At 70.8% G+C, this 26,142-nt stretch carries 25 protein-coding genes and 1 pseudogene; 12 read left to right on the top strand and 14 right to left on the bottom strand.

The genetic code is table 11. The features are described from left to right. The first annotated feature begins 117 nt into the window (after window positions 1-117). Complete coding sequence (locus ABZ490_RS02070; protein WP_358982926.1) at window positions 118-807, top strand: YoaK family protein; 690 nt, start codon at window positions 118-120, stop codon at window positions 805-807. Window positions 808-1,452: 645 nt separating this feature from the next. On the opposite strand, the gene ABZ490_RS02065 is transcribed toward ABZ490_RS02070, so the two are convergent. Next, window positions 1,453-2,010: a CGNR zinc finger domain-containing protein gene (locus ABZ490_RS02065; RefSeq protein ID WP_358982924.1), complete on the bottom strand. Its 558-nt coding sequence runs from the start codon at window positions 2,008-2,010 to the stop codon at window positions 1,453-1,455. A gap of 99 nt (window positions 2,011-2,109) precedes the next feature. On the opposite strand from ABZ490_RS02065, the gene ABZ490_RS02060 reads away from it, so the two are divergent. Then, complete coding sequence (locus ABZ490_RS02060) at window positions 2,110-2,985, top strand: alpha/beta hydrolase (RefSeq protein ID WP_358982922.1); 876 nt, start codon at window positions 2,110-2,112, stop codon at window positions 2,983-2,985. On the opposite strand, the gene ABZ490_RS02055 is transcribed toward ABZ490_RS02060, so the two are convergent. After that, window positions 2,972-4,207, bottom strand: a complete 1,236-nt coding sequence (locus tag ABZ490_RS02055; RefSeq protein ID WP_358982920.1) for a cytochrome P450 — start codon at window positions 4,205-4,207, stop codon at window positions 2,972-2,974. The two genes, ABZ490_RS02060 and ABZ490_RS02055, sit on opposite strands and share 14 nt — an antisense overlap. A 173-nt stretch (window positions 4,208-4,380) precedes the next feature. Between ABZ490_RS02055 and ABZ490_RS02050 the strand changes: the two genes are divergently transcribed. Next, a complete protein-coding gene (locus tag ABZ490_RS02050) occupies window positions 4,381-5,550 on the top strand; it encodes a steroid 3-ketoacyl-CoA thiolase (RefSeq protein WP_358982917.1) in 1,170 nt (389 codons plus the stop codon). A gap of 10 nt (window positions 5,551-5,560) precedes the next feature. Here the strand turns inward: ABZ490_RS02050 and ABZ490_RS02045 are convergent, their stop codons facing one another. After that, window positions 5,561-6,088: a hypothetical protein gene (locus ABZ490_RS02045; RefSeq protein ID WP_358982915.1), complete on the bottom strand. Its 528-nt coding sequence runs from the start codon at window positions 6,086-6,088 to the stop codon at window positions 5,561-5,563. A 93-nt stretch (window positions 6,089-6,181) separates the two neighbouring features. After that, window positions 6,182-8,233, bottom strand: coding sequence for a bifunctional glycosyltransferase 87/phosphatase PAP2 family protein (locus ABZ490_RS02040; protein ID WP_358982912.1), 2,052 nt, complete (start codon window positions 8,231-8,233; stop codon window positions 6,182-6,184). Window positions 8,234-8,711: 478 nt separating this feature from the next. Here ABZ490_RS02040 and ABZ490_RS02035 point away from each other — a divergent pair, with 478 nt between their 5' ends. Together ABZ490_RS02035 and ABZ490_RS02030 are read left to right on the top strand one after the other, a co-directional pair. Beyond that, entirely contained in the window at window positions 8,712-10,718 is a 2,007-nt protein-coding gene (locus ABZ490_RS02035) for a DUF2330 domain-containing protein (protein ID WP_358982910.1), read from the top strand. A gap of 117 nt (window positions 10,719-10,835) precedes the next feature. Continuing rightward, complete coding sequence (locus ABZ490_RS02030; RefSeq protein ID WP_358982908.1) at window positions 10,836-11,507, top strand: O-methyltransferase; 672 nt, start codon at window positions 10,836-10,838, stop codon at window positions 11,505-11,507. Between the two features lie 24 nt (window positions 11,508-11,531). Here ABZ490_RS02030 and ABZ490_RS02025 read toward each other — a convergent pair whose 3' ends face one another. Continuing rightward, window positions 11,532-11,924, bottom strand: coding sequence for a hypothetical protein (locus ABZ490_RS02025; RefSeq protein ID WP_055634678.1), 393 nt, complete (start codon window positions 11,922-11,924; stop codon window positions 11,532-11,534). A 124-nt stretch (window positions 11,925-12,048) separates the two neighbouring features. Between ABZ490_RS02025 and ABZ490_RS02020 the strand changes: the two genes are divergently transcribed. Continuing rightward, window positions 12,049-12,495: a DUF1992 domain-containing protein gene (locus tag ABZ490_RS02020; protein ID WP_358982905.1), complete on the top strand. Its 447-nt coding sequence runs from the start codon at window positions 12,049-12,051 to the stop codon at window positions 12,493-12,495. Here ABZ490_RS02020 and ABZ490_RS02015 read toward each other — a convergent pair. Together ABZ490_RS02015 and ABZ490_RS02010 are read right to left on the bottom strand one after the other, a co-directional pair. Next, window positions 12,484-13,275, bottom strand: coding sequence for a hypothetical protein (locus ABZ490_RS02015; protein ID WP_358982903.1), 792 nt, complete (start codon window positions 13,273-13,275; stop codon window positions 12,484-12,486). The genes ABZ490_RS02020 and ABZ490_RS02015 overlap by 12 nt on opposite strands. Before the next feature lie 6 nt (window positions 13,276-13,281). Next, window positions 13,282-13,962 (bottom strand): hypothetical protein, encoded by a 681-nt coding sequence (locus ABZ490_RS02010; protein ID WP_358982901.1) that lies wholly within the window; start codon window positions 13,960-13,962, stop codon window positions 13,282-13,284. Window positions 13,963-14,124: 162 nt separating this feature from the next. Here ABZ490_RS02010 and ABZ490_RS02005 point away from each other — a divergent pair, with 162 nt between their 5' ends. Then, window positions 14,125-14,616, top strand: coding sequence for a GNAT family N-acetyltransferase (locus tag ABZ490_RS02005; protein ID WP_358982899.1), 492 nt, complete (start codon window positions 14,125-14,127; stop codon window positions 14,614-14,616). Here the strand turns inward: ABZ490_RS02005 and ABZ490_RS02000 are convergent. Further along, complete coding sequence (locus ABZ490_RS02000) at window positions 14,609-16,663, bottom strand: MFS transporter (protein ID WP_358982896.1); 2,055 nt, start codon at window positions 16,661-16,663, stop codon at window positions 14,609-14,611. The two genes, ABZ490_RS02005 and ABZ490_RS02000, sit on opposite strands and share 8 nt — an antisense overlap. 181 nt (window positions 16,664-16,844) lie before the next feature. Between ABZ490_RS02000 and ABZ490_RS01995 the strand changes: the two genes are divergently transcribed. Then, entirely contained in the window at window positions 16,845-18,017 is a 1,173-nt protein-coding gene (locus ABZ490_RS01995; RefSeq protein ID WP_358982894.1) for a peptidoglycan-binding protein, read from the top strand. 25 nt (window positions 18,018-18,042) lie between these two features. Here ABZ490_RS01995 and ABZ490_RS01990 read toward each other — a convergent pair whose 3' ends face one another. After that, window positions 18,043-18,696, bottom strand: coding sequence for an HAD family hydrolase (locus ABZ490_RS01990; RefSeq protein WP_358982892.1), 654 nt, complete (start codon window positions 18,694-18,696; stop codon window positions 18,043-18,045). A gap of 254 nt (window positions 18,697-18,950) precedes the next feature. Then, window positions 18,951-19,532: a TMEM165/GDT1 family protein gene (locus ABZ490_RS01985; RefSeq protein WP_358982890.1), complete on the bottom strand. Its 582-nt coding sequence runs from the start codon at window positions 19,530-19,532 to the stop codon at window positions 18,951-18,953. A 391-nt stretch (window positions 19,533-19,923) separates the two neighbouring features. Between ABZ490_RS01985 and ABZ490_RS01980 the strand changes: the two genes are divergently transcribed. From ABZ490_RS01980 to ABZ490_RS01970, 3 genes and pseudogenes are all read left to right on the top strand, one after another. Continuing rightward, window positions 19,924-20,568 carry an HNH endonuclease family protein gene (locus tag ABZ490_RS01980; protein WP_358982888.1) on the top strand — a complete coding sequence of 215 codons (645 nt, stop codon included), beginning with the start codon at window positions 19,924-19,926 and terminating at the stop codon, window positions 20,566-20,568. Between the two features lie 78 nt (window positions 20,569-20,646). Continuing rightward, window positions 20,647-21,285, top strand: a pseudogene (locus ABZ490_RS01975) (alkaline phosphatase family protein); the annotation flags it as partial. Window positions 21,286-21,485: 200 nt separating this feature from the next. Beyond that, window positions 21,486-21,752, top strand: a complete 267-nt coding sequence (locus tag ABZ490_RS01970) for a hypothetical protein (protein WP_358982886.1) — start codon at window positions 21,486-21,488, stop codon at window positions 21,750-21,752. A gap of 236 nt (window positions 21,753-21,988) precedes the next feature. Here the strand turns inward: ABZ490_RS01970 and ABZ490_RS01965 are convergent, their stop codons facing one another. From ABZ490_RS01965 to ABZ490_RS01950, 4 genes are all read right to left on the bottom strand, one after another. Continuing rightward, a complete protein-coding gene (locus tag ABZ490_RS01965; RefSeq protein WP_358982884.1) occupies window positions 21,989-22,198 on the bottom strand; it encodes a DUF397 domain-containing protein in 210 nt (69 codons plus the stop codon). Between the two features lie 826 nt (window positions 22,199-23,024). Continuing rightward, window positions 23,025-23,873 carry a helix-turn-helix transcriptional regulator gene (locus ABZ490_RS01960; protein WP_358982882.1) on the bottom strand — a complete coding sequence of 283 codons (849 nt, stop codon included), beginning with the start codon at window positions 23,871-23,873 and terminating at the stop codon, window positions 23,025-23,027. 12 nt (window positions 23,874-23,885) lie between these two features. Beyond that, window positions 23,886-24,401, bottom strand: coding sequence for a DUF6879 family protein (locus ABZ490_RS01955; RefSeq protein WP_358982879.1), 516 nt, complete (start codon window positions 24,399-24,401; stop codon window positions 23,886-23,888). A gap of 5 nt (window positions 24,402-24,406) precedes the next feature. Further along, a complete protein-coding gene (locus ABZ490_RS01950) occupies window positions 24,407-24,649 on the bottom strand; it encodes a hypothetical protein (protein ID WP_358982877.1) in 243 nt (80 codons plus the stop codon). A gap of 221 nt (window positions 24,650-24,870) precedes the next feature. Between ABZ490_RS01950 and ABZ490_RS01945 the strand changes: the two genes are divergently transcribed. Continuing rightward, window positions 24,871-25,641: an HNH endonuclease signature motif containing protein gene (locus ABZ490_RS01945; RefSeq protein ID WP_358982875.1), complete on the top strand. Its 771-nt coding sequence runs from the start codon at window positions 24,871-24,873 to the stop codon at window positions 25,639-25,641. Window positions 25,642-26,142 lie beyond the last annotated feature (501 nt).

The raw sequence follows: 26,142 nt of genomic DNA, 5'->3' as shown, positions 1-26,142 counted from the left end.
GGCCAACGGCTGGTACTGAGCCACACCCACAGCATGACCCACCAAGGCGGCGGCCCCCGATCCCCGGGGGCCGCCGCCTTTCGCCGTTTCCCCACCTCGGCGTGGTCCACTGGGCCGGTGACCACCGAGCCCGCCGCGAAGGACCCCGAGGCGCGCGGCGCCCGCCTCACCCCCGTCCTGCTCACGCTGACCGCGGTGAGCGGTCTGATCGACGCGATCAGCTACCTCGGCCTCGGCCATGTCTTCACCGCGAACATGACGGGCAACGTGGTCGTCCTCGGTTTCGCCGCCGCGGGCGCCCCCGGTTTCTCCGCCGGCCACACCGTGACCTCCCTCGCCTTCTTCCTCGTGGGCGCGGCGACGGGCGGCCGGGTCGGCCGGCGGGTCGGCGACGGCTCCCGCCGGACCCGGGCCCGGATCACGTTCGCCGTCGAGGCCGTCCTGCTGGCCGCCGCCTCCGCCGTCGCCCATGTCACCGCCGAGCACGGCCGGGTCCGGGTCTACGCGGTGATCGCGCTCACCGCCTGCGCGATGGGCCTGCGCAACGCGATCGTCCAGAAACTCGCCGTGCCCGCCCTCACCACGACCACCGTCCTGACCATGACCCTGACCGGCCTGGCCTCCGACTCGCACGCGGGCGGCGGACCGGGCAGCCACACCGTCCGTCGTACGGGGGCCGTGGTCGCGATGTTCTCCGGAGCGGTGCTGGGCGCGGCCCTGGTCCTGCACCACGGCATCGCGCTCCCGCTGCTCGCCGCGGCCGTGACCTCCGGGGTCCTCGCACTGCTGGCATCCGGGAAGGAGTGAGCGCGCACCCGGCCCGGGCCCACCGGGCCTACCCACGGGGCCTGCCGGGCCACCGGGCCTACTGGGCCGCCGGGCCGCCGGGCCGCCAGGCCGCCAGGCCACCGGGCCTGCCGGGACCACCGGGCCGCCAGGCCACCGGGGCGCCAGGCCGCCAGGCCTACTGGGCCGCCGGGCCACCAGGCCACGGGGCCTACCGGGCCTGCCGGGACCACCAGGCCGCCAGGCCACCGGGCCGCCAGGCCGCCAGGCCGCCAGGCCACCGGGCCACCGGGCCGCCAGGTCGCCAGGCCACCGGGCCACCGGGCCGCCAGGTCGCCAGGTCGCCAGGCCACCGGGCCGCCAGGTCGCCAGGTCGCCAGGCCACCGGGCCACCGGGCCACCGGGCCACCGGGCCACCGGGCCACCGGGCCGCCAGGTCGCCAGGCCACCGGGCCACCGGGCCGCCAGGCCGCCAGGCCGCCAGGCCACCGGGCCACCGGGCCACCGGGTCGCCAGGTCGCCAGGTCGCCAGGCCACCGGGCCTGCCGGGACCACCAGGCCGCCAGGCCACCGGGGCGCCAGGCCGCCAGGCCGCCAGGCCACCGGGCCTACTGGGCCGCCGGGCCACCAGGCCACCGGGCCTACCGGGGCGCCAGGCCGCCAGGCCTACTGGGTCTTGTGTCGCTGATAGTGACGGGCGACCCGGACCCGGTTGCCGCAGCGGGTGGGTGAGCACCAGCGGCGGCGCGGATGCGTGGGCAGGAAGAGCATCACGCAGTCGTCGGCCTCGCAGGTGCGGATCGCGGTGACCGCCGGATCGGCCAGCAGCCGGGCGGCGGCCTCGGCGAGGCAGGCGGCCAGCCGCAGGCCCGGCGAGCCGTCGCGGCGGCGCACGACGGTCACGGCCTCCCCGTCCCACACCGCCTCGTCGATCGCGGGCGAGGCGCGCTGCGCCCGGTTGAGCGCCTCCAGGTCGGCGGACGGCGGCCGCTCCCCCCGCAGGACGTGACCGAGGGCCCGGGCCACGCGCTCCCGCACCTCCCGCACGGCGGTCAGATCCCCGGCGCCGGCCTCCGCCGGCGCCGCCTCCGGGAGCCGGTCGGCCTCCAGTTCCCACCAGGCCAGCAGATCACCCGGGCTCGCGAGCAGATCACCCGCGGCCGAACGGGTGTTGACCAGGTCCAGCGCCAGCGGTTCGCCGACGAGAGGCGCGAGATCACTCATACCCCTAATGCTACATCTCCACGTTGACCTATTAGCCGACCGAGCTATACCGTCACCTCCTCGCACCTAACGCATGAAACGGCAATGGAAGGATTAGCCATGCTCGTCTCTCCCGCCCGCACCCTCCACCGCCACCTCGACGTCGACGGGGTCCGCGTCTTCTACCGGGAGTCCCTCCCCGACCGCGCCGACGCGCCCGTACTCCTGCTCCTGCACGGCTTCCCGTCCGGCTCCCACCAGTTCCGCGGGCTGATCGACGTCCTCGGCGCGCACTACCGGCTGATCGCCCCGGACTACCCCGGCTTCGGCCACACCGAGACCCCCGGGGGCTTCACGTACTCCTTCGACCGCCTGGCCGACATCACGGAGGGTCTCCTCCGGCGGCTCGGTCTGGACCGGTTCGTGATGTACGTCTTCGACTTCGGCGCCCCCGTCGGCTTCCGGATCGCCGAACGCCACCCCGAGTGGATCGCCGGGCTGGTCGTGCAGAACGGCAACGCCTACGAGGAGGGCCTCTCGGACGCGGCCCGCTCACTCGTCGCGCTCACCCCCGGGGCGCCGGGCGCGGAGGACGCCGTACGGGGCATGCTCACGCTCGCCGGGACGCGCGGCCAGTACGAGACCGGGGTGCCGGACCCCGAGCTGATCCCACCCGACGGCTGGACCCTGGACCAGCACTTCCTGGACCTGCCGGGCCGCAAGGAGGCCCAGGTCGCACTGGCCTTCGACTACCGTTCCAACGTCGAGCGGTACGACCGCTGGCAGGCCTGGCTGCGCAAGGACACCCCGCCCGCACTGATCGTCTGGGGCCGCCACGACCCCTTCTTCCCCGAGCCCGGGGCACGTGCGTATCTGCGCGACCTGCCCGACGCCGAACTGCACCTGTTCGACACCGGGCACTTCGCGCTGGAGACCCATCTGCCTCAGATCGCCCCGCTGATCGCGGACTTCCTGGACCGGCTCAGCCCGCGGTGACCCTCAGTTCCTTCACCCCGTTGATCCAGGCCGACCGCAGCCGGCGCGGATCCTCGACGAGCCGCAGCCCCGGCAGGGCGTCGGCGACCGCGTTGAAGATCAGGTTGATCTCCAGGACGGCGAGCGACTTGCCGAGACAGAAGTGCGGTCCGCCGCCGCCGAACCCGAGATGCGGGTTCGGGTCCCGGAACACGTCGAACTCGTCGGGCCGGTCGAACACCTCGGGGTCGTGATTGGCGGAGGCGTAGAAGATCCCGACCCGGTCGCCCTTCCTGATCTGCTTGCCGCCGAGTTCGGTGTCCTGGGTGGCGGTGCGCTGGAAGGAGACGACGGGGGTGGCCCAGCGCACGATCTCCTCGGCGGCGGTCTCGGGCCGGCGCTCCTTGTACAGCTCCCACTGCTCGGCATGGGTGAGGAAGGCGTGCATCCCGTGCGTGATCGCGTTGCGGGTCGTCTCGTTGCCGGCGACGGCGAGCATGAGCACGAAGAACCCGAACTCGTCGGAGTTGAGGTTCCCCTCGTCCGAGGCGGCCACCAGGGTGCTGACGATGTCCTGCGCCGGGCACTGCTTCCGCTCCGCCGCCATGTTCATCGCGTACGAGATCAGCTCGGCGGCGGACTGCTGGCCGACCTCGGCGGTGATGGCGTACTCGGGATCGTCGTACGCGATCATCTTGTTGGACCACTCGAAGATCTTGGCCCGGTCGTCCTGGGGGATGCCGATCAGCTCGGCGATGGCCTGAAGGGGCAGCTCACAGGCGACGGAGGTGACGAAGTCGAAGGGGCCGTCGTGGGCGCCGGCGCCCTCGGCGATGGCCCGGGCCCGCCGCCGCAGCCGGTCCTCCAGCCCCCTGATGGCCCGGGGGGTGAACCCGCGCTGCACGATCTGCCGCACCCGGGTGTGCTCGGGCGGGTCCATGTTGAGCATGATGAACCGCTGGGCGTCGATCGACTCCCGCTGGATGTGCTCGTTGAAACGGATGATCGCGGTGTTGAGGTAGGAGGAGAAGAGTTCGGGGTGCGTGGACACGTACTTCACATCCGCGTGCCGGGTGACGGCCCAGTACCCCTCGTCCTGGAAGCCGGCGGCGTTGCCCGACTGCGGGATCCAGCGGACCGGTTCGGCGCGCCGCAGCTCGGCGAACTCCGGCAGGGGCACACGGTGTTGCAGCAGGTCGGGGTCGGTGAAGTCGAACCCGTCGGGAAGCGCTGGACAGGGCATCGGCAGCTCCAGCCAGAGGGCAGCTTTTCTGACGGTTCATCAGAAATAGATTGCCGAGAAGGTAGTTCAGACCACTGAAGGCTGCAAGACCCTTGCGGTGACGCACATCACGTCCGCAGACTGCTCGGAAGAACTAGAACACGTACTAGTTCCTCGGAGGAGGATCCGCACCCATGGCCGCCGAACCCGTGATCGTGGAAGCAGTCCGCACCCCCATCGGCAAGCGCGGCGGCGCGCTGGCCAACCTTCACCCCGCCTACCTCCTGGGCGAGACCTACCGCGAGCTACTCGGCCGCACCGGCATGCCCGCCGACGCGGTCGAACAGATCGTCGGCGGCACGGTGACCCATGCCGGCGAACAGTCCATGAACCCGGCCCGCACGGCCTGGCTGACCATGGGCCTGCCCTACGAGACCCCGGCGACGACGGTCGACTGCCAGTGCGGCTCCTCGCAGCAGGCGTCGCACATGACGGCGAACATGATCGCGGCGGGCGTCATCGACGTCGGTATCAGCTGCGGCGTCGAAGCCATGTCCCGTGTCCCCCTGGGCTCGGGCTCCAAGCACGGCCCGGGAAAGCCGTTCCCGGAGGAGTGGAACGTCGACCTCCCGAACCAGTTCGAGGCGGCGGAACGCATCGCCCGCCACCGGGGCCTGACGCGGGAGGACGTCGACCGGCTGGGGCTGCTGTCGCAACAGCGCGCCGCCGTGGCCTGGTCGGAGGAACGCTTCAAGAAGGAGACCTTCGCCGTCCAGGTCCCCACCACCGAGGAGGAACAGGCCTCCGGCCAGGGCATGTGGCGCCTGGTCGACCGCGACGAGGGCCTGCGGGACACGACGGCCGAAGGCCTCGCCAGCCTCAAGCCGATCATGCCGACCGCCGTCCACACGGCCGGCAACTCCTCCCAGATCAGCGACGGCGCGGCAGCGATCATGTGGGCGTCGAAACGAATGGCGAGGGCCCTGAAACTGAAGCCGAGGGCCCGCATCGTCGCCCAGACACTGGTCGGCGCGGACCCCCACTTCCACCTCGACGGCCCGGTCGACGCGACCCGCGCGGTCCTCGGCAAGGCCGGGATGACCCTGAAGGACATCGACCTGATCGAGATCAACGAGGCCTTCGCCTCGGTCGTCCTGTCCTGGGCGAAGGTCTTCGACCAGAACCTCGACAAGGTCAACGTCAACGGCGGCGCCATCGCCCTCGGCCACCCGGTCGGCTCGACGGGCGCCCGCCTCATCACCACGGCCCTGCACGAACTGGAACGCACGGACAAGGAGTTCGCCCTGATCACGATGTGCGCGGGGGGAGCGGTGGCGACGGGGACGATCATCCAGCGGCTGTGAGGTCGGCCGCTCAGGAGTTCGGCGCCCCGGTCCCGCAGTCGAGTCGGGCGTCGATCTCGGTGGCGGTGCGGGGGCCGTCGGAGGTCCAGTATTCGCCCTCGCCGAGGGAGGCCCTCTCGATCTCGGTCAGGGGCAGGACGCCGTCCACGCCGTTGCCGTCGGGGGCGGTGTAGGAGACGTCGAGGGTGGTCGCGGCGGTGGCGGCGGGGCGAGGGGCGATGTGGTGGGTGAAGCCCTCACCGGTCCAGAGGGGGACCACACCGTCCTCGCGGATCGTCGACACCGTGGGGTCGGAGGCCCACCAGAGGGCGACAGGACTGTCGTCCTCGGCCGCGTCCCAGTCGTAGACCTCGACGCGGCGGACCTCGTCGGTGGGGCACATCGGGAACTTCACGACGAGGGTGTCCCCGTCGAACCTGGCGCCCAGCGGCGGGGGAGCCGGGTGCTCGGGGAGGAAGCGGGTGCAGCCGGAGGTGCCGGCCACGACCAGCACGAGGAGCAAGGTCCATGCGGTGGCGGTGCGTTGCGTCGGTGTCATGCGGCCGTCCCCCGTCCTTCGTTCTGCTTCCTCCCCCGCAGCATGCCCTGCCGGCCCGCTCCGGGGAGCGGGCCGTAGGCCAACGGTTCGGTCTCAGCCGCTCGGGGTCGGCTGCTTCGTCGCCGGGACCGGGTCCGTGCGTTCCGGGAGTTTCGCCGAGCGGGCGCGGGGGCCCATCAGGACGTACGACAGGCCGAAGCCGGCGAGGACGACCACCGCGCCGCCCGCCGCGTCGAGGACCCAGTGGTTGCCCGTCGCGACGATCGCCGAGACCGTGAAGAACGGGTGCAGGAGGCCGAGGGCCTTCATCCACCACCGGGGGGCGACGATCGCGATGACCAGGCCGCACCACAGGGACCACCCGAAGTGCAGGGACGGCATCGCCGCGTACTGGTTGGTCAGGGCGGTGAGGGTGCCGTAGTCGGGCTTGGAGAAGTCCTGGACGCCGTGGACCGTGTCGATGATGTTGAGGGCGGGCATCAGGCGCGGCGGGGCGAGCGGGTAGAGCCAGAAGCCGACCAGGGCGAGCAGGGTCGCGAAGCCGAGGGAGGCGCGGGCCCAGCGGTAGTCGACCGGGCGGCGCCAGTACAGGACGGCGAGGACGGTCAGCGGGACGACGAAGTGGAAGGACTCGTAGTAGAAGTCGAAGAAGTCGCGGAGCCAGCCGACGCCCACCACCCAGTGGTTGACCGTGTGCTCGATGTCGATGCGCAGGAAGCGTTCGAGGTCGAGGATCTCCTGGCCGTGGGCCTCCGCACGGACCCGGCCCGCGGAGTTCGAGCCGCCGGTCGCCGCCAGCCGGACCTGCTGGTACGCCGCGTAGGTGACGCGGATCAGGAGCAGTTCGAGGAGGAGGTTCGGGCGGGTCAGGACGCGTCGGAGGAACGGCAGCAGGGGGACGTGGCGGAGCCGGGCGGGGACCGGATCCGCGTACTCCGTGGGGATCGGGGCGCGGTAGTGGGGAGAGGTGCGGGGGAGGAACGGGACGACCGTCGCCGCGGCGATGGCCGCCAGCAGGACGGCGTTGTCCCGCAGCGGGTACAGCGCCGGCATGTTCGGCAGCATCATCTTCGCGGGGAGCGTCATGACGAGGACGACGGCGACCGGCCAGACGTACCGGTCGGAGGCGCGCCTGCCGACCCGTCCCACCACCGCGAGCAGCACCCACAGCAGCTGGTGCTGCCAGGTCGTCGGGGAGACCGCGATCGCCGCACAGCCGGTGAGGGCCACCGCCAGCAGGAGCTGGCCGTCACGGGCGTAGCGGACGGCCCGGCGGACGCCGAGGACGGCGACGGCCGCGCCGAGCGCGAGGAACAGGCCGATCTCCAGCGGGCCGGTCAGGCCGAGGCGCAGCAGGGCGCCGTGCAGGGACTGGTTGGCGAGGGCGTCCGCGTCGCCGCCGAGGCCGACCCCCGCCATGTGGTGCACCCAGTAGGTGTACGAGTCGTGCGGCATCGCCGCCCAGGCGAGCGCCGTGAGCCCGGCGAACGTCGCACCGCTCGCGGCGGCGGCACGGCGGCGGCCGGTGAACCACAGCAGGGCCGCGAAGAGCAGCACCGGGGGCTGGAGCGCGGCCGCCACGCCGATCAGCGCGCCGCCCGCCTTCTGGCCCCGTACGACGAAGCAGCCGAGCAGCACCAGCAGCACCGGGATGATGCTGGTCTGGCCGAGCCAGAGGGTGTTGCGCACCGGCAGCGACAGCATGAGCAGACTGACGGCGACGGGGGCGGCGAGCAGGGACGTCCGCCTGCTCACCGGCTGCGGCAGGGCGCGCGCGGCCACCAGGCCGAGGGCGACGACCAGGAGCAGCGTGCCGAAGGTCCAGCCCCAGCCGAGGGCCTGTTCCGCCGCCTTGGTGAGCGGCTTGAGGACGAGTCCCCCGAAAGGGGTGCCCGTGAAGCGCGTGGAGTCGTAGAGCGAGCCGTTGACGTGCAGGACGCCGTTCGGTCCGACCCAGGTCTCCAGGTCCGTCAGCCGTTCCCCGCGCGGGGTGCCGAGGACGACGGCCACCTGGCGCACGGCGAGGACCGCCGCGAGCATCCAGAGGCCCAGACGGGCCGCGCGCAGTCGTGCCGCCCTCGTCGTGCCGACCGCGGTCGCCCCGAAGGCCTCCGCCGGTCGGCCGCTGTGCTCCGCATTCGCCACGCCTCGTCGGCCTCCCGCCCCGTGCGTCCCACACGCCTTCGCGTGGGTGTCCTCGACAAACCCTATGAGGCTCGCGCCGCCCCCGGAGAGAGACGCAGGCCATCCCCGCTTCACCTGACGTCGACTCTCCTTTTGTCCGGAAGACGATAGTGCGCCGGGGGCGAGGTTGCCTCCGCGGGGCGCGATGTGGGTCACAGCACGGCCGGAACTGGCACTTCGCACGAACGGAACGCCCGCTTCAGCCGTACCGTCGTACGCCCGTACGACACCGAGGGCAGCGGGACGGCTGCGCGTCGTGAACGGACGGGCGGACAGCCGACGGACGGCCATATACACACAAAGGGCGCACAGTGGTGAAGAGGGACAGCGGCGGGCCTTGACCGGCAGCGGCGGACGACGGACGGACGGCGACGGACCCACGGAGGGGCTGCGGCACATGGGCGGCTTGGTCGGCACGATCGGTTCACCGAGGGGGCGCGTGAGACCGCGCGCGGAGCGGCGGGGCGCCGGGGCGCGGCTGCACGCGCGGATCGTCGCCGTCCTTCTGGCGCTGCTGGCGCTCCAGCTCGGGTCGCTCGTCGCGCCGGCGTACGCCTGTGCCTGCGGTGCGCTGGTCCCGGGCGACGGCCGGCAGCTCTCGGTCGGCCGGGAGGTGTCCGTCGTGCGTTGGGACGGCAGGCAGGAACAGATCGTGATGAGCCTGCGGGTCGGCGGCGACGCCGAGCGGGCCGCCTGGATCATGCCGGTTCCGCACCGGGCGACGGTGGAGCTCGGGAACGCGGAGCTGTTCGACCAGCTGGCCACCGCCACCGCGCCGGTGCAGCGCGCCCGGACCCACTTCTGGCCGCAGGACGGCGACTGGCCGCTGACCGCCGGGGACGGCCGCCGCGGCCCGCCGCCCCCGCCGGCCGGCAGCGGTGAGGTGGGCGTGGTCGGACGGGAGCGGCTCGGGCCGTTCGACGTGGCCCGGCTGACCGCCACCGATCCCGCCGCCCTGGACGACTGGCTGAGCTCGAACGACTTCACGCTCCCGGCCGGCCTCGAGACCGCGCTGCGGCCGTACGTCGACCGGCGGTGGGAGTACGTCGCCGTCAAGCTGACCCCCGAGACCGCCGGCGGCGTTCTCGGCGGCGAGCTGCAGCCGCTGCACCTCACCTTCGCCGCCGACGCCCCCGTCTACCCGATGCGGCTGTCCCGGCTCGCGGCCACCCCGCAGTCGCTGGGCCTCTACGTCCTCGCCGCCCACCGGATGGAGCCGGTGTCCCGGATCGGCGGCGAACGGCCCCGCGTCACCTTCGCGGGCCGGGTCGGCGCCTCGGCCGGCGGCCCGCTCGGTGAGCTGGCACAGGGCACGCCGTTCCTGACGGCCGTCGCCCAGGAGTTCCCGCGCCCGTCGGCGATCTCCGGGGACCACGAGCTGCGCCGGGCGTCCGCCGACACGGCCTTCCGGCAGGTGATCTACGAGGACCGGCTGCTCAGGGTGCTGGGGATACCGGTGTGGCTGCTGACGGTGGTGGGCGGCCTGACGGCGGCCGTCGCGGCCTCCGTAGCCCTCGCCCTCCACAGGCGCCGCCCCCACCGAACCACCCAACCGGGCCCCCGCCACGCCTCGGGGCACCATGCGGCGACAGGGGGCGGGGCGATGGGAGGCCCTCCGGGGGGAGTGCCGGGTGCGGCTCTGGGGGGAGCGCCGGGTGCGGCTCTGGGGGGAGCGGCTGGTGGGGTGCCGGGTGCGGCGCCGGGTGGAACGCCGGGTGCGGCTCCAGGCGGAGCGCCTGGTCGGGTGCCGGGTGGAACGCCGGGTGCTGCTCCAGCTGGAACGGCCGGTGGGGCGCCGGGTGGAACGGCCGGTGCCGGGCTGGGTGGGGTGCCGGGTGCGGCGCCTGGTGGGAAGCCTGGTCGGGTGCCGGGTGGGAGCCCGGGGGGAGTGCCGGGTGCGAGCCCGGGTGCGGCACAGGCCTGGGCGCCTGGTGGGGCTGCGAACGAAACGCCGCGTGGGGGTTCAGGGCAGGTGGCCGGAGTTCGCGCGCGGCCTCGGCGGCCGGAGCGGCCCGTCCCGTTGGTTCCTCCGATGCCCGGTGTCCCCCCGGTTCCTCCGATGCCCACGGCTCCGCCGGCCGCGGCCGGTGTCCCGCCGCGGCCCACGAACCGCCCGAGCGGGGCTGCCGTACCCCCCATGCCGCCCATGCCTCCCCTGCCCGCTCAGCCGGAGCAGAGCCCGCGGCCTCAGCCGACTGCGCGTCACGCGCAGTCCGCGCAACGGCCGCTGCGGCCACGGTGGCCGCAGTGGCCGCAACGAGCCGCCCGGCAGAGCCACGAGGCCTCCTCCCAAGCCCACCAGGCCCCGCAGACACCCCCGCCCCCGCTCCACCCGCCGACCGCGTACAACCCTCCGGACCCCTCCCCCGCCCCCGCCGCTCCCCCGCGTTCCCCCTCGTCCCCGAAGCCCTTCACTCTCCCCGTGACGCCTGGGCCGAACGGGTGAATTCGCGGGGCGGGAAAACGGAGAGGCCCCCTGGGCGGGAACCCGCGTGCGGCGGGGCACGTTGACAGGACCGGTCAGCGGTTCTGACCAGTCGCAGGCACACGGGAGGCAGAGCGCATGAGCGAGTCGCAGGTCTGGGAGGCCGTCGACGCCTACTTCACCGACCACCTCGCCCCGGACGACGAGGTGACCGCAGCCGCGTTGCGCGACAGCGAGGCCGCCGGGCTCCCCGGGATCAACGTCACGGCGAACCAGGCCAAGCTGCTCCGCCTGCTGGCCGAGATCCAGGGCGCGCGCACGATCCTGGAGATCGGCACGCTCGGCGGCTACAGCACGATCTGGCTGGCCCGCGCGCTCCCCGCCGACGGCCGGCTGATCTCGCTGGAGTACGACCCCCGGCACGCGGAGGTCGCCGTCCGCAACATCGCCCGCGCGGGTCTGGACAAGGTGGTGGAGGTGCGGGTCGGCGCCGCCCTGGAGTCGTTGCCCCGCCTGGCCGACGAGAACCCGCCGCCCTTCGACCTGGTCTTCATCGACGCCGACAAGGCCAACAACCCCCACTACCTGGAGTGGGCCCTCAGACTCACCAGCACGGGCAGCCTGATCGTCGTCGACAACGTCGTACGGGGCGGCCGGGTGGTCGACGCGGGCAGCACGGACGGAGACGTCCGGGGCACCCGCGCCGCGATCGAACTGATCGGCTCCCACCCCCGGCTCAGCGGAACCGCGATCCAGACGGTGGGGGCCAAGGGCTACGACGGTTTCGCGCTGGCCCGCGTCCTGGCGTAGCCCCTCCGGCGGCCCGGGGACCGCCTACATCTCGTGGTAGAAGCCCACGTTGACGCTGCGCGGCCCGGTGCGGTCGACGACGACGATCTCGCCGGAGCCGCCGCGCGGCAGCGGCACCGTGCCGCCGTACGCGATCTGCTGGGCGTACTCGCCGACGAGCAGCCGCACTTCGGAGGAGGGCTCGTCCTGCGAGCCGCGCAGCCAGGAGACCTGCCAGGTACCCTCGGGGCCGCACAGGAACTCCAGGTGCACCCGGGAGACGAACAGCCAGTCCTCGGGCGTCACGAGACGGCACACGGACTTGTCCCGGCCCACCCGCAGCACGGCGCCCGGGTCACTGGGCGCGTCGGCCATGAGCATGCCGGCCGTGGCGCCCTCTTCCGCCCCGGAGACGGTGGCCATGGTGAGTTCGAGCACATGCGCTCCTTCATGAAGCCGTGATGCGACGGCTGGATGACGACTGGAAAAGCCGCTGAACAGTGTTTGCACAGCGGCGGCATGATAAATCGCCCGGGCCGGTCACGTCCGGCACAATGGAGGCATGACCGAGCGAAAGCCACCGGGTGTCCCGTTCGAGTCGTGGGTCGACAAACAGATCCGTGACGCCGAACGGCGTGGGGAGTTCGATCAACTGCCGGGCGCGGGGAAGCCGTTGCCGCCGGGCACCGACAGCACGTACGACGAACTGTGGTGGATCAAGCGCAAGATGGCCCGTGAGGGGCTCTCGGTGCTGCCGCCGACGCTCGCTCTGCGCAAGGAGGCGGAGGACGCCCTCGCGGCGGCGTACGCGGCGCCCTCGGAGCGCATCGTCCGGAAGATCGTCACGGACGTCAACGTCAAGCTCCGGGACATGATGTTCAGGCCACCGCCCGGCCCCCCGCTGGGGATGAAGCCGTACGACGTGGAAGCGGTCGTACGGGAGTGGCGGGAGCGCCGGGCGGCGAAGGGATCCGCGGACGGGATCTCGGGCGACGGGTCACACGTGTAGGAGCCGCTCCGACAGGGCGCGGTAGTCGCGCAGGGCCAGCCGGAGCTGTTCGGTGTCGGGGGCGGTCGCCTCGCTGTCGCGGTCGGCGGGCTGCCAGGAGCCGCGCAGGGTGCGACGGCGGCGGTTCACGGCGTCGGTGACGCGTTCGGCGAGTTCCTCCAGTACGTGGTCGGCCTCCGCGACGGCGTCCCGGGGTTCGTCCACGAAACCGACGACGGCGTGCTGCAACCGCGAGGCGAGCGCGTCGCACTCCGCACGGGGCAGCAGCGCCTCGGCCCGCTCGGTCGGACCCCCCGCGACCCCCTCGGTCCCTTCAGCCGACCCGGCGGACCCGGCCGTCCCGGCGGACCCGTTCCTCCCGGTGCTCTCTGATGTCCCGGTCGTCCTGGCCGTCCCGGCTGTCCCGGTCGGTCCGGTCGCCCCGGCGGTCCCGGCTGTCCCGGTCGCCCCGGCTGTCCCGGTCACCCTGGTCGCCCCGGCCGTCCCGGTCGCCCCGGTCGCCCCGGTCGCCCCGGTCGTCTCAGCCGTGCCGGTAGTCCCGGCCATCCCGGTCGTCCCGGTCGTCTCAGCCGTCCTGGCCGTCCCGGTAGTCCCGGTCGTCTCTGTGGTCTCGGTCGGTCCGGTCTGCCGGGTCGGCCGGGTGGGTGCGGTGGTACGGGAGCGCACCGCCGCCCGTGCCTTCTCCAGCGGGGTGAGCGGCCGGCGGTCCTCCGCCTCCTGAGATTCCCCGGCGTCCCCGGCGTCCATGGCGTCCCTCGCGTCCTGGCTCGTGTCGGTCATCGCGTCTCACGCTTCCTTCGTCTGGCGCCGGTGCCGGCGGGGCCGGTCCAGCAGGTCGTCGAAGAGGGCGCGGGCCTCGACCACGGCGGCCCGCAGGTCCTCGGTCCCGGGCGCGGAGCTGTGCCGCTCGCCCGCCCCCGTGTCCGTTCCCGCTTCGCCCCCGAGGCCTCCGGTGTCCTTCAAGCCTCCGGCAGCCCCGGCGTCCCCGCCACCCCCGACGCCGGCCCGCACCCCCGCCGCGCGGTGCACGCGCCGGTAGCCGTGGACGTGGTCGGCGTGGTGGACGGTGAGGGCGGCGAGCTGCTCCTCGTACCGGGTGCCGTCCGGATAGCCGCGGGCGCCGGCCACCTCGGCGAGGAGACGGTCGGCCTCGCCGACCGCCGCCCCCGGGGAGTCGACGAACCGCTCCTGCGCGGCCGTCCAGCGGGCCTCGAACCGCTCGCGCTCCGCGGCTTCCAGCGGCCGTTCACGCAGCCCGCCGTGCCGCTCCACGAGCCCGCCGAGTTCCCGCTCGGCCGCCTTGACGTCCCCGTCGTGCCGGGCCACGGCCCGGTCGTACTCGGGCCCGAAGCGCTGCTTCAGGCTCCGTCCGCCGTGCGCGCCCCGGGCCCGCACGGACAGGACCACCGCCACGGCGACGACGGCCGCCGCGGCCACGATCAGAGCGATGATCACGCCTGTGGACATGGTTGCCTTCCGGTGTGTCGGCCCCACGGGCCGGTTCCCGTCCCGGGTTGCCCGGGGAACCCCTCCCAAACGGACGCCGCACCGGGAGGACGCCGTCGAGCGCGCCGGAGAGCACGCATATCCGGTTGCGCGCCGCGCCCACCCTCTCCGCAGAATGGGCGGATGACCTGGACCGTCGCCCCGGAACCCGCCGACTCCGCCGTCGCCGCCGCCCTCTGGCGGGAGTACTACACGGAGGTCAGCGACCGCTGGTACCTGCTGCACGAGGGCCACCGCACGGACCCCGGCGAGCTGGAGCGGGAGATCGCCGCCCGGACCTGGGCGGAACTGACCCCGCCCGGCGGCCGGTTGCTGGTGGGCCGGTACGACGGTGAGCCGGGCGGCTGTGCGGGCGTGCTGCTGCTGGACGCGGCGACCGCCGAGCTGAAGCGGGTGTTCGTACGGGAGGAACTGCGCGGGAAGGGCGGGGCGCCGCTGCTGGTGCGGGCCGCCGAGGACGCCGCGCGGGCGCTCGGCGCCACCCGGATGATCCTGGACACCCGCAGCGACCTGGTCGAGGCGCGGGCGCTGTACGCGCGGCTGGGCTACACGGAGACCGCACGGCACAACGACGACCCGTACGCCGAGCACTGGTTCAGCAAGCGGCTCAGCTGATCCCGGGCTGCGGCCGCCCCTCGTGCGACCGCCCCTCGTGCGGCTGCTCGCGGTCGGAGCCGCACAGCTCGTCGTTGAGTTCCCTGACCAGCTGCACGAGGTCGGTGGGCCGGTCGGGGCCCCACCAGTCGCCGAGCAGCTCCGCCAGCGACTCCTCCCGCACCCGGGCCAGGTCCTCGGCGACCTCCCGGCCCCGCGGGGTGAGCGTCAGGTCCAGCCCCTCGCGGACCGCGAGCCGCCGTTCCTCGACCTGCCGGGCGGCCTCGATGACCACGGGGAACGGAACCGTGGTGCGCTCGGCGAGCACGCCCGGCTCGACGCTGCCGTACCGCTTCATCCGCAGCAGCAGCCAGCTCGCCCCCGGGAGGAGGTCGTGTCCGGCGCGGGCGGTGATCGTGCGGTAGACCTCGCGGCGGCCCTCGCGGGTGCCGAGGACGGACAGCGCCCGGCACACCTCGTCGTACGAGGAGCGTTCGACGGGGTTGGTGGCGAGGGTCTCGGTGACGTCGGGCGCGGTGACCGAGCCGCGCAGCGGGTCCTCCCTCAGGAACCAGGCCAGCACGAAGCCGAGCAGGGCGACGGGGGCGGCGTACAGGAAGACGTCGGTGATGGCGGACGCGTACGCGTGCAGGGCCTGCGGCTGGAGGGAGGAGGGCAGTTCGGCGATGTCGCGCGGGTCGGACTCCAGGCCCTGCACCGAGAGGCCGGAGGGCAGGTCGGTGCCCCGGAGGGCGTCGGTGAGCTTGTCGCCGAGGCGGCCGGCGAAGATCGTGCCGAAGATCGCGACGCCGAAGGAGGCGCCGATGGAGCGGAAGAAGGTGGCGCCGGAGGTGGCGACGCCGAGATCCTCGTAGCCGACGGCGTTCTGCACGATGAGGACGAGGACCTGCATGACCAGGCCGAGGCCCAGGCCGAAGACGAAGAAGTAGGTGCTCATCTCGCCCGTCGAGCTGTTCTCGTCGAGCTGGTGGAGCAGGAGCAGGCCGATCGTGGTGACGCCGGTGCCGAGGACCGGGAAGACCTTCCAGCGGCCGGTGCGGCTGACGATCTGTCCGGAGCCCGTGGACGACAGCAGCATGCCGGCCACCATCGGCAGCATGTGCACCCCGGACATGGTCGGGGAGACGCCCTGGACGACCTGGAGGAAGGTCGGCAGATAGGTCATCGCGCCGAACATGGCGAAGCCGACGATGAAGCTGATGACGGCGGAGAGCGTGAAGGTGCGGATGCGGAACAGCTTGAGGGGGAGGACCGGTTCGGCGGCCCGCCGCTCCACGGCCACGAACGCGACGGCGAGGGCGGCGCCGAGGACCGCGAGTCCGGCGATCTGGGGCGAGGCCCAGTCCCAGGTGGTGCCGCCGAGGGAGGCGACCAGGACCAGGCAGGTGGCGACGGAGGCGACGAGGACGGTGCCGAGGTAGTCGATGACGTGCCGGGTGCCCTTGCGGGGGATGCGCAGGACGGTCGCGATGACGGCGAGCGCGACGACGCCGACGGGCAGGTTGACGTAGAACACCCAGCGCCAGCTCAGATGCTCGGTGAACAGGCCGCCGAGCAGCGGGCCGAGGACACTGGTGGTGCCGAACACCGCACCGAACAGGCCCTGGTAGCGGCCGCGGTCGCGGGGCGGGACGATGTCGCCGACGATCGCCATCGACAGCACCATCAACCCGCCGCCGCCGAGCCCCTGGAGCGCCCGGAAGGCGATCAGCTGGGGCATGTTTTGCGCCATTCCGCAGAGCGCCGAGCCGATGAGGAAGAGCACGATCGCGGCCTGGAAGAGTTTCTTGCGCCCGTACTGGTCGCCGAGTTTGCCCCACAGCGGTGTCGCGGCCGTCGACGCGAGCAGGTACGCGGTGACGACCCAGCTCAGATGCTCGAGACCGCCCAGATCGCTGACGATGGTGGGCAGGGCGGTGGAGACGATGGTCTGGTCCAGGGCGGCGAGGAGCATGCCGAGCAGGAGGGCGCCGATGGAGACGAGGACGTTTCCGGACACGTGTTCCTCACGTGGATCCGCGGTCCTGCTGTGCGCGTCCAAGGCCATGGATACCTCCTGAGGCTCTCGTGCCACTGTCCATCGTGATCGGTGTGACCGGTTATGGCCTCCCGAGTCCTCATGGGAACCGAGGGAAAACCCCACGGAACGCGGCATTCCGGGGCGGGGCGAGTCGGCCGTGTGGAGGATCTGCATAAACTCTGGAGTTCTCATGGGGAGGGACGAACACGTGAGCGATCGGACGGGGTGGCCGGGGCGACCGGGGCCGCCGCACGGGCACCCGTGCCCCGAGTGCGGGGCACTGCGCGCACCCGACAACACCCCGTCCTGCTCCTGCGCCCGGCGCGCCTCGGACGCCCTCCGCGACACCCGCACGGCGGAAGCGGCGGCCGCGGAGGACTTCGACCCCCTGCGGATACGGCCGTACGTCGAACTGGGGGGAACGACCGAACCGGGGCCCGGGGACGGGGGCGCGGGGACGGCGAACGGGAGGCGGGACCGGGGCGCGGGGGCCGACCGAGCCTCGGCGGGGAACGCCGTCGACGCGACCATGACGTTGCGTGCGGTGCCCGGCGCCGACCCGACCGCACCACCGGGGGCCTCGCCCGCCCCCGACGAGACGATGCGGCTCCAGCGGATCCCGCCCGGCACCGCGGGGTTCCTCCCGGGTGCCGCGGACGAGACACGGCCGCTCCGGCGGATCCCGTCGGACGCCGGTGGCATCGAGGCGAGTCCGTTCGAGGGAGCCGAGGCGGCGGGCCGGCCACGTCCGGGTGACGAGGGGCCGGTGCGGGGGCGGCGGCGACGGGTCCTGGTGATCGCGGCCGCCGGGGCCGCCGTGGCGGTGGTGGCCGCGGCCGGTTTCGCGAGCGGGCTGTTCACCTACGAGAAGCCGACCCGTGACGAGGCCGCCCCGAAGGACGTACGGGCCTCCGTGCCCGACTCCTCGACCGGCGCGGCCTCCGCGTCCGCCCCGAGCGACTCCGCCACCCCCTCGGAGTCGAGCGGCCCGCCGCCCTCCGAGCGGAGCGAGCACCCCTCGCCGACCCCCACGGAGTCGAGCGCCCCGCCCTCGGCCGCACCGTCGGCCACGGCGAGCACCACGGCCCCCACGGCCCGCGCGACCGGCACGATCGGCGCCGACAGCCAGGCCGACGACGGCCGGCAGACCATCGCCTCGCCCGTCCTGCGCCTGGGCGACAAGGGCGACGAGGTCACCGAACTCCAGCTCCGGCTGCGCCAGTTGTACCTGTACAACGGCGAGGCGAACGGCACCTTCACCAGCGAGGTGGAGACCGCCCTGCGCAACTACCAGTGGTCCCGCGGCCTCCAGGAGGACGAGCTGGGGGTCTACGGCGCGGCGACGAGGGCGAGCCTGGAGTCGGAGACCAAGGAACCGTAGAAGCCGGGGAAGCCGCGGACGGCGTTCACCCCACGTGAATCCGCACCCCGCCCGCCACAGCCTCCACCCGCACCTCGCGCAGATCCCGCACCACCACGTCCGGCCCGTGCAGCCCGGCCCGCGACCCGACGCCCACGACCCGCATCCCGGCCGCGTGCCCGGACTCGATGCCGGCCCCGGAGTCCTCGAACACCACGCAGTCCTCCGGCGCGATCCCGAGTTCCGCGGCGGCCTTGAGGAAGCCCTCGGGGTCCGGCTTGCTCGCGCCCACCGACTCCGCGGTGATCCGCAGCGCGGGCAGCGGCAGCCCCGCCGCCGCCATCCGCGCCGTGGACAGCGGTACGTCCGCCGAGGTCACCAGCGCGTGCGGCACGCCCTGGGCGATCAGGGAGGTGAGGAACTCCGGCGCCCCCGGCACCGGCACCACACCGTCCAGGTCGGCGGTCTCCTCCGCCAGCATCCGCGCGTTGTCCGCGAAGTTCTGCTCCATGGGCCGGCCGGGCAGCAGGACGGCCATCGAGGCGTACCCCTGGCGGCCGTGGACGACCTGCATCACCGCGTCGCCGTCGAGCCCGTGCCGGTCGGCCCAGCGCCGCCAGATGCGCTCGACGACGGCGTCGGAGTTGACGAGGGTGCCGTCCATGTCGAGCAGGAGGGCACGGGCGGACAGGACCGGCATGAGCAGCTCCCCACGAAAGCGTTCGTACGAGATGAGAAGCGTTCGCACGAGACAAGGCGGTACAAGACAAGGCGGCCCCGCCCGCCGGTCAGGGAAAACGGGCGGGAGCCACTTTGTTCACCCACGGTACAAAACAATCGGCGTCCGCCGCCACCCGCCCCGGAAAGCGTTCACCGAGCGTTCAGCTCGAAGCCCGACCAGAAGCCCGGCCCGACGCCCGCCCCGCGCCCGTCCCGGCGCCCGGCGGACCCGCCTCAGCCCGCGATCGCCTCCCACAGGCTCCACACGCCGAGCGCGAGCATCAGCAGCGCGGCGATCTGCGTGATCAGCTTCAGCGGCACCTTCTTCATCAGCGCCTTTCCGCCGACGATCCCGAGTCCGGCCACCGCCCACAGGGCCAGCACCGCGCCGAGGCCGACGGAGAGCGGGTCGTCGTAGCGGGCCGCGAGGTTGGCCGTCATGATCTGGGTCAGATCGCCGAACTCGGCGACCAGGATCAGCATGAATCCGGCGCCCGCGACCTTCCAGAAGGACTGGTTCTCGGGCCGCCGGACCTCTTCCTCGTCCTCGTCCTTCTTGAACAGCAGCACCGCCGCGCCGCCCAGGAACAGCACGCCGGTCAGCGCGTGCACGATCTGCTGGGGCAGCAGGGTGAGCACGCTGCCCGCCGCCACGGCGAGGGCGACATGCAGGGCGAAGGCGGCGGCGACGCCCGCGAAGACGTAGGAGGCCCGGTAGCGGGTGCCGAGGACGAGGCCGGCGAGCGCGGTCTTGTCGGGCAGCTCGGCCAGGAAGACGACGCCGAAGACGACCGCCGTGACGGTGAAGCTGATCAAGGTTCCTCAATCGGTCGGGGGCCGCCCCACCGAGAGTCCGCGCACTTCGCGAGCAATGACACCTCGGCACGGCAGCGCACGGCATCCGTGCCGTGGGGCACGGATGTGCACTGCTTTGCCGAAGGTCTCGCTGGCCGGCCCGGGAAAACGGGCCTGCCTCCGGGCGCCGGCTCAGACGAGCTGAGCAGTATGTCGACGGTCCGGCGAAGAGCTACTCCCCTTCTGCTCCCCCCAGTGTACGAGAAACCGGCAGAGATCGTTTCGCCGTAAACCTTGTCGTGTCATGTACCCGTCACTAACTTCTTACCGGACACACATCTCCCCGCAATGCGGCGCGACGAGCATTCCAACCGCTCGCGCTCCAACACCCCCACCCCTCAAGGGAGTTCGCATGCCGAAGTTCTACGCGCGTCGACGCCTGAGCATACTCGCGGCACTCACCGGTCTCATAGCCTCCGCCGCGCTGTTCAACTCCCCCACCGCCTCCGCCGCGCTCCCCACCCCGGTCAGCGCGTCCACCGCCCGCACCTACCTCGCCTCGCTCACCGTCGCCACCGAGAACCGGACCGGCTACGACCGCGACCTGTTCCCGACCTGGATCACCATCAGCGGGACCTGCAACACCCGCGAGTACATCCTCAAGCGGGACGGGACGAACGTCGTCACCAACTCCGCCTGCACCGCCACCAGCGGCAGCTGGTACTCCCCCTACGACGGCGCCACCTGGACCGCCGCCTCCGACCTGGACATCGACCACCTGGTGCCGCTCGCCGAGGCCTGGGACTCCGGCGCCAGCGCCTGGACCACCGCCCAGCGCCAGGCGTTCGCCAACGACATCACCCGCCCGCAGCTCCTCGCCGTCACCGACAACGTGAACCAGTCGAAGAGCGACCAGGACCCGGCCGAGTGGATGCCGTCCCTCACCTCCTACCGCTGCACCTATGTGCGCGCCTGGGTGCAGGTGAAGTACTACTACGACCTCTCCGTCGACTCGGCCGAGAAGTCCGCGCTCACCAGCTACCTCGCGAGCTGCTGATCGAACGGCCGGTGCCGGGCCCTCCCCACACTCCTCCGCCGCTGCGTACCGTACGGGGCGACGGAGGAGAGTGATCTCGTGGCCGGACTGCGGCTTGGCCCCCTGCTGAGATACGCCGACGCCTCGTCCGCGACCGTCTGGGTCGAGGCGAGCCGTCCGTGCACCGCCGAGGTGCGCTGCGCGGACGGCACCGGCGGCACGGCCCGCACCTTCCAGGTGGCGGGCCACCACTACGCCCTGGTCCCGGTCGGCGGTCTGACGCCCGGGACGACGACGGCGTACGAGGTGCTCCTCGACGGCCGCCGCGTGTGGCCGCCGCCCGACTCCCGCTTCCCGCCCTCCGTCATCCGGACCCCGGCCGCGGACGGCGGCGGCACCGTCCGGGTCGCCTTCGGGTCCTGCCGCTGGGCCGCGCCCCCGGCCGACTCCGAGGACCCCGTCGGCCCGGACGCCCTGGACAGCCTGGCCGCCCGGCTCGCCGCCGACCCCGCCGCCGAACGGCCCGACGCGCTCCTGCTGCTGGGCGACCAGGTGTACGCCGACGAGGTCTCCGACGCCGTCAAGCAGCGCATACGGGCCCGCCGGGGCCTCGCGGACGCGCCCGGCGCCGAGGTCGCGGACTTCGAGGAGTACACCTGGCTGTACTACGAGTCCTGGCTGGACCCCGAGGTGCGGTGGCTGCTGTCGACCGTCCCGAGCTGCATGATCTTCGACGATCCGAAGGCAGTGGACTTCCAGTTCTAGCACAAAGCCCCTGGTCAGCGCACCGTTTCAGGGCCAGCACGGGCGTACGGACCCACCAAAACAGAGCGTCTGATGCAACGTCAGCGCACGTAACCTGATCAGGTCACAAAAGCGCCCCGGCAGGAAGGGTGAGAGCTTCCAGACCGGGGCTTACCGACTGATTGGGAGTCGGCATGACTGAGCTTATCCCTGAGCACCAGCGCATTACCGACCGCACGGAAGCGCACACAATCAATACAGCGCGCAACGATGCTGCCTACGCGCTGACCATGTCCCAGCGTCCGGAAATCTCGCGGGATGAGCTGTGCCGCCTGGTGGCAAAGTTGGCTGGTGCTGTCAGAGACGTTGCCAGCGTTGCGGACATGCGCGGGGAACGCCTCAACTCCCCTGCCGCAAGAGCGCTGGAAGATGCATTGCGGTCACTCCTGACTCAGCGCTGAATGCCGAAGAGCCCCGTAGCGACTCCGGGACATTCCCAGGGAGCGCTACGGGGCTCAGTGCTTGCGCGGTTGGACCGGGGCACGGCTGGCAGCGTTGCGCCACCACCACAGACCCTTGCAGGTTGGCGCTGAGAGGTTGAAGAAGTCCCCGCAGCGAGCACACCAGGGCAACCCGTTCTCCGGGTCTGTGGGGCACTCAGCGGAACAGCGCGGGCACTTCTCCACGGGACCTACTCTCAGGCGCTCAGGTCGAACTCACCGGCCTTGATGGCACCCGTCAGGGTCTCCCACTGGGACGGGGTCATCGTGACGATGGTCCCGGGACGCTCGCTGTCGCGCAACGCCACCACCCCCGGGACGTTCACGGCCACCTGCGGGCAGTTGCCCACCTTCTTGTCACGGCAGGCTGCCGCGCTGACGAAGTCGAATTCCGGGATCGCGCTCATGGTGCCTATCCCTTCGCTGGACTACTGCGGGGAATCGGTCCCCGTACCGTCTTGCAATCCGCCCCGGAAGCCGCCCTAGAGATCCGGGCAGTGCACCAGGACGGAAGCTCATCACCGCTGGACGTTGCGGGGGTCGTTCGGATGGCCGTAGATCATGTGCACGTGCATGGCACGGACAGTTGCACCAGCCGCTTTCGGATCACGTGCCTTGACTGTCTCGGTTACCTGATTTCGCAGCATCGCGCAGACAGGGCACGTATCGGGGTCGACTCTTCCGGGTCGGGGCGTCCGGAGATCAAAAAGCAGTGTGATCACTCGACATCCGCCCCCTGGCAGCGGACACAAGGAAACGGGCACGGCGGGAACCCTGGACCGGGCAGATAGACCACGCCAGAAGTCAGGTCGAGTGCTCCGCCGTACTCCACCCACCAGCCGTCAGGAGAGTTCGCGTACGGCCCCAGCGGGTCATCAGTGAGGCTCACCAACTCCGGGGCCGGTAAGGCGCTCAGACGGGCGCTGACGCGCTTCGCTGGGGCAGTCACGCCGGGCACTCATGGTGTTCGTAGCGGTCAGCCGAAGTCCCCCCGGACGCCCGCTCATTGGCCACCCTGCGGCAGGTCTCCAACGACTTGAACGGCTTCCGGCACTTCCGGCACTTCTCACCAGGGGGCGCGTACGTCGTGTACTCGCGCTGTCGCGCATCCGTGGCATCCGTCTTCGTCTGACTGGCCATGTGCCCGCCGTCCCCTCGCATGGTCCGAATGACAACCACGCTAGGAACAGTGGACCCCCAACTCACAGCCGATTGCACGAGATTGCACGCCAATCATCCCAGCGAAGCGACAGCCGCCCGGATCAGAGCATGGGCCTTCGCGCCGTACACAGCAACGCCAGCCAGTGCGGCGAACGTGTCGGCATAGGTGGCCACCTCTCGCGGTTGAGTGATCGTCAGATACCCGGAGACCAACTCGACATTCACCTGCGCCGTGTCGAATATCCAGAATCCTTCAACCGGCATTCGAGCCCGGCCTATTCTCGTACGCACCACGCCCAAACTGACGTTAGGCATCGCAGAGACCGAGAGCAAATGCTCAAGTTGCTCAACTTGCGTATCTGGCTCACCGAGTGCGTTCCTGAGAACCGACTCTTCCACCAGAAACGCGAAACGGCGCTGTCCCTCGAACAGCACCCGCTGACGCTCCATACGTGCGGCCACGGCATCGGCCACATCATCAACCTCAACACGGCGACGCTGCACAGCGCGCAATACGTCTTCGGTGTAGCCGTAGGTCTGAATCAATCCCGGCACAAGCCCCGGGGAGTAGCAGCGGAACCAGCGCGTTCGTTCGTACAGCGGCAAGCGTGCTTCCTGCGCCTGCCGTAGCCCCGCCCGCTCCATCCGTCGCCATTCCACCCACATGCCCTCAACGGCGCGCAGAGAGGCAATCAGGTCCTCTGCCTGGTCTTCCGTGCCACAAGCGCGACACCATGCGCGGATGTCCTCAGCGGAAGGCGACGTTTTCGCGGAAGAGATCCGAGAGACCTTGGCAGGATGCCACCCGCACGCCTCAGCGAGTCGCTTACCGTCCAACCCGGAGTCCTTACATATCTCCCGAAGACGATCGGCAAGGACTTTCCGGGCGGCTTGAACACTTGATGATCCTGATACGGGCATGGCACGCGCCGGTTAGACCGGCTTGTACTCCTCATGAGGCGTGGCCCGTTCCCAGACCGTTTCGAATGCCGTACTCACCAGCGCCGCGACCGCCGGTTCGGTGCACCACTCGCGGTCAACCACCTCCCCGATTCCAGAGAAATAGGTGAACAGCACGGCTGAGTTGTCGAACATCCAAAGGTCGGTTCCGGGTAGGGGAATGTCGGCTGCCTTGCGCCGGGGAAGCCAGCGGATCAACTCGCCGGCTGCAACATTCGGAAACGTCACGTCGTACTCGTACTTGATGTAGTCCGTTACTGGTTCCGAGATTATCCGGGCACGCCGCATTACAACTCCGCGCACTGTCGACTCGGTTACCACATCGAGAAACGGACGCCACCACGTCGACCGGTCAGCGGCAGGGTCAAGGCGCTTTCCGTTCTGCCACGCGATGAACTCAGGGTCGGTCGGCTGGTACGCGTCGCGCATTTCCAAGTGCACGGCGGAATGACGGGCCTTCGCCAGACCGTCAAGCACGGGGTTCGTCATGGTTGCTACTCGCTGTCAGGCCGGGGGATGTACTGAAGCATGATCTTGGGAAGCCGGATGATCGTCTCGTGATCCGGTACGTCAGTGGAGTGCCCCGGGATTGAGCCGATCTCCTGACATGACTTCACCTCCGCTTCCGTGGCCTTGTACGACTGGATCAACAGGTCTCCGGTGTCTTCGTCCAGCCAGATGGTTGGGGAGTCTGTGTCAGGCGTGTTCGGGATGATCCCCAGGAACCGTAGCGGCATGTCATGTCCCTCCGTCGATGCGATTGCGCCCGATTGCACGACCATCACCCGCCTGACGGATCACGTCAAGAGGGCATGCGTGCGGGACACTTGGCTCAGACGATGACGCACTCAGGCAGAACTGACGGACCGTCAGAAAGGCGAAAAACCCCGCACCTGCCACCGGGGAAGGTAGCGGGTGCGGGGCTAAGTGAAGATTCATTCCCTTGCGAGGTTGGAACATGGGTGTTTCCGAGAAAACCCGGAAGATTCTGTGGGTTCAGGCTGGTGGTCTCTGCGCCATCTGTAAAGAGCAGGTGATCACTCCTGGGACTGCATCGGATGACCCTTCCGTGTTTGGCGAAGAAGCGCACATCGTTGCACGCTCAGGCGGTGGCCCCCGGGCGGGAAGCCTCACAGAGGATCTGATCAACCACCACACGAATCTCATTCTCTTGTGCAGCAAGGATCACAAGCGGGTGGATGATCAGCCTAACCACTTCACCGTGGAGCGGCTTCGGCAAATCAAATCAGAACACGAAATGTGGCTGTGTTCCGTGGTGGATGCCGATAAAAGCCGCTTGAGACTGGTGCCCGATCCATTGTTCCCGCAGCCCAAGGTGCTAAAGCTGATCACGCGTGGAAACCCGCTCTGGAACATGGTCAAAGAAAGCGTCACGTTTGAATACGGCCTGCCGGATCATCTGAATGACGACGATGAAGACTTGATTATCGAGTTCATGGATCTGCTGAGGGATTTTCTCGACATTGCCGGGGAGCTTGTAGGTGTCCGAGAGAATCGTGACGCAGAGAAGACCCTTCAGCAGTACATCAGTCGTCTAGCTGAGCGCGATTTCTTGGTGGGTGCTTATGTCCGCCATATGCTTTTGAAGGGTGGGGGTGCGGAGGGTCCAACTCCATGGCCCATGCTTCGAGTCGAAGTGCAGCCAGCAATGTTGGCAGAGGTCACAGACGAAAATGGCACTCCTTATCCCAGTCAGACAGAGGTCTAAGTAAAGCGTTCGTCCCGCGCAAACGCTCTGAGTTGCGACGCTAGCTTTTTCCCTCCCTGCCGCGCTCCTGTGAGGGGTGGAGGGGGTCACCCCCCAGGGGGGTGGGATCAGCGGATATCAGAACGGCGGAACGTCATCAGCCCAGCGTCGGTATTCGCGCTCTGCGGCTTCCTGCTGTGATCTCTGTTCGGCGTAGAAGCCGCCTGGTTCACGCTTAGGCCGTTCCTTCGCATCACATGCCTTGCATAGTGGCCTCATGTGCTTGAAGGCATCAGGGTTCGACTCGTTTCGCTCCACTAGGTCACGTCGACTGATAGGCCAATGGTCGGCCACATTCGCTCGCTGGCCACAGAGAACACACCACGGATTGCGATAGATGAACTGTGGCTGCACCACCTGATTCCAGCGACGGCCATAGCTACTGCCACCCCTGTTCTCTCGCTGGCTTGCTCGCTGCTTTGTGTGCTCAGGGCATGTGGTCTCCCTGCCTCGCACCAACTC

The organism is Streptomyces sp. NPDC005811 (assembly GCF_040630405.1).
In the GTDB taxonomy this organism is placed as follows: Bacteria; Actinomycetota; Actinomycetes; order Streptomycetales; family Streptomycetaceae; genus Streptomyces.
The sequence above is the reverse complement of the archived record's forward strand: the minus strand, read 5'-3'. Positions and strand labels throughout refer to the sequence as shown.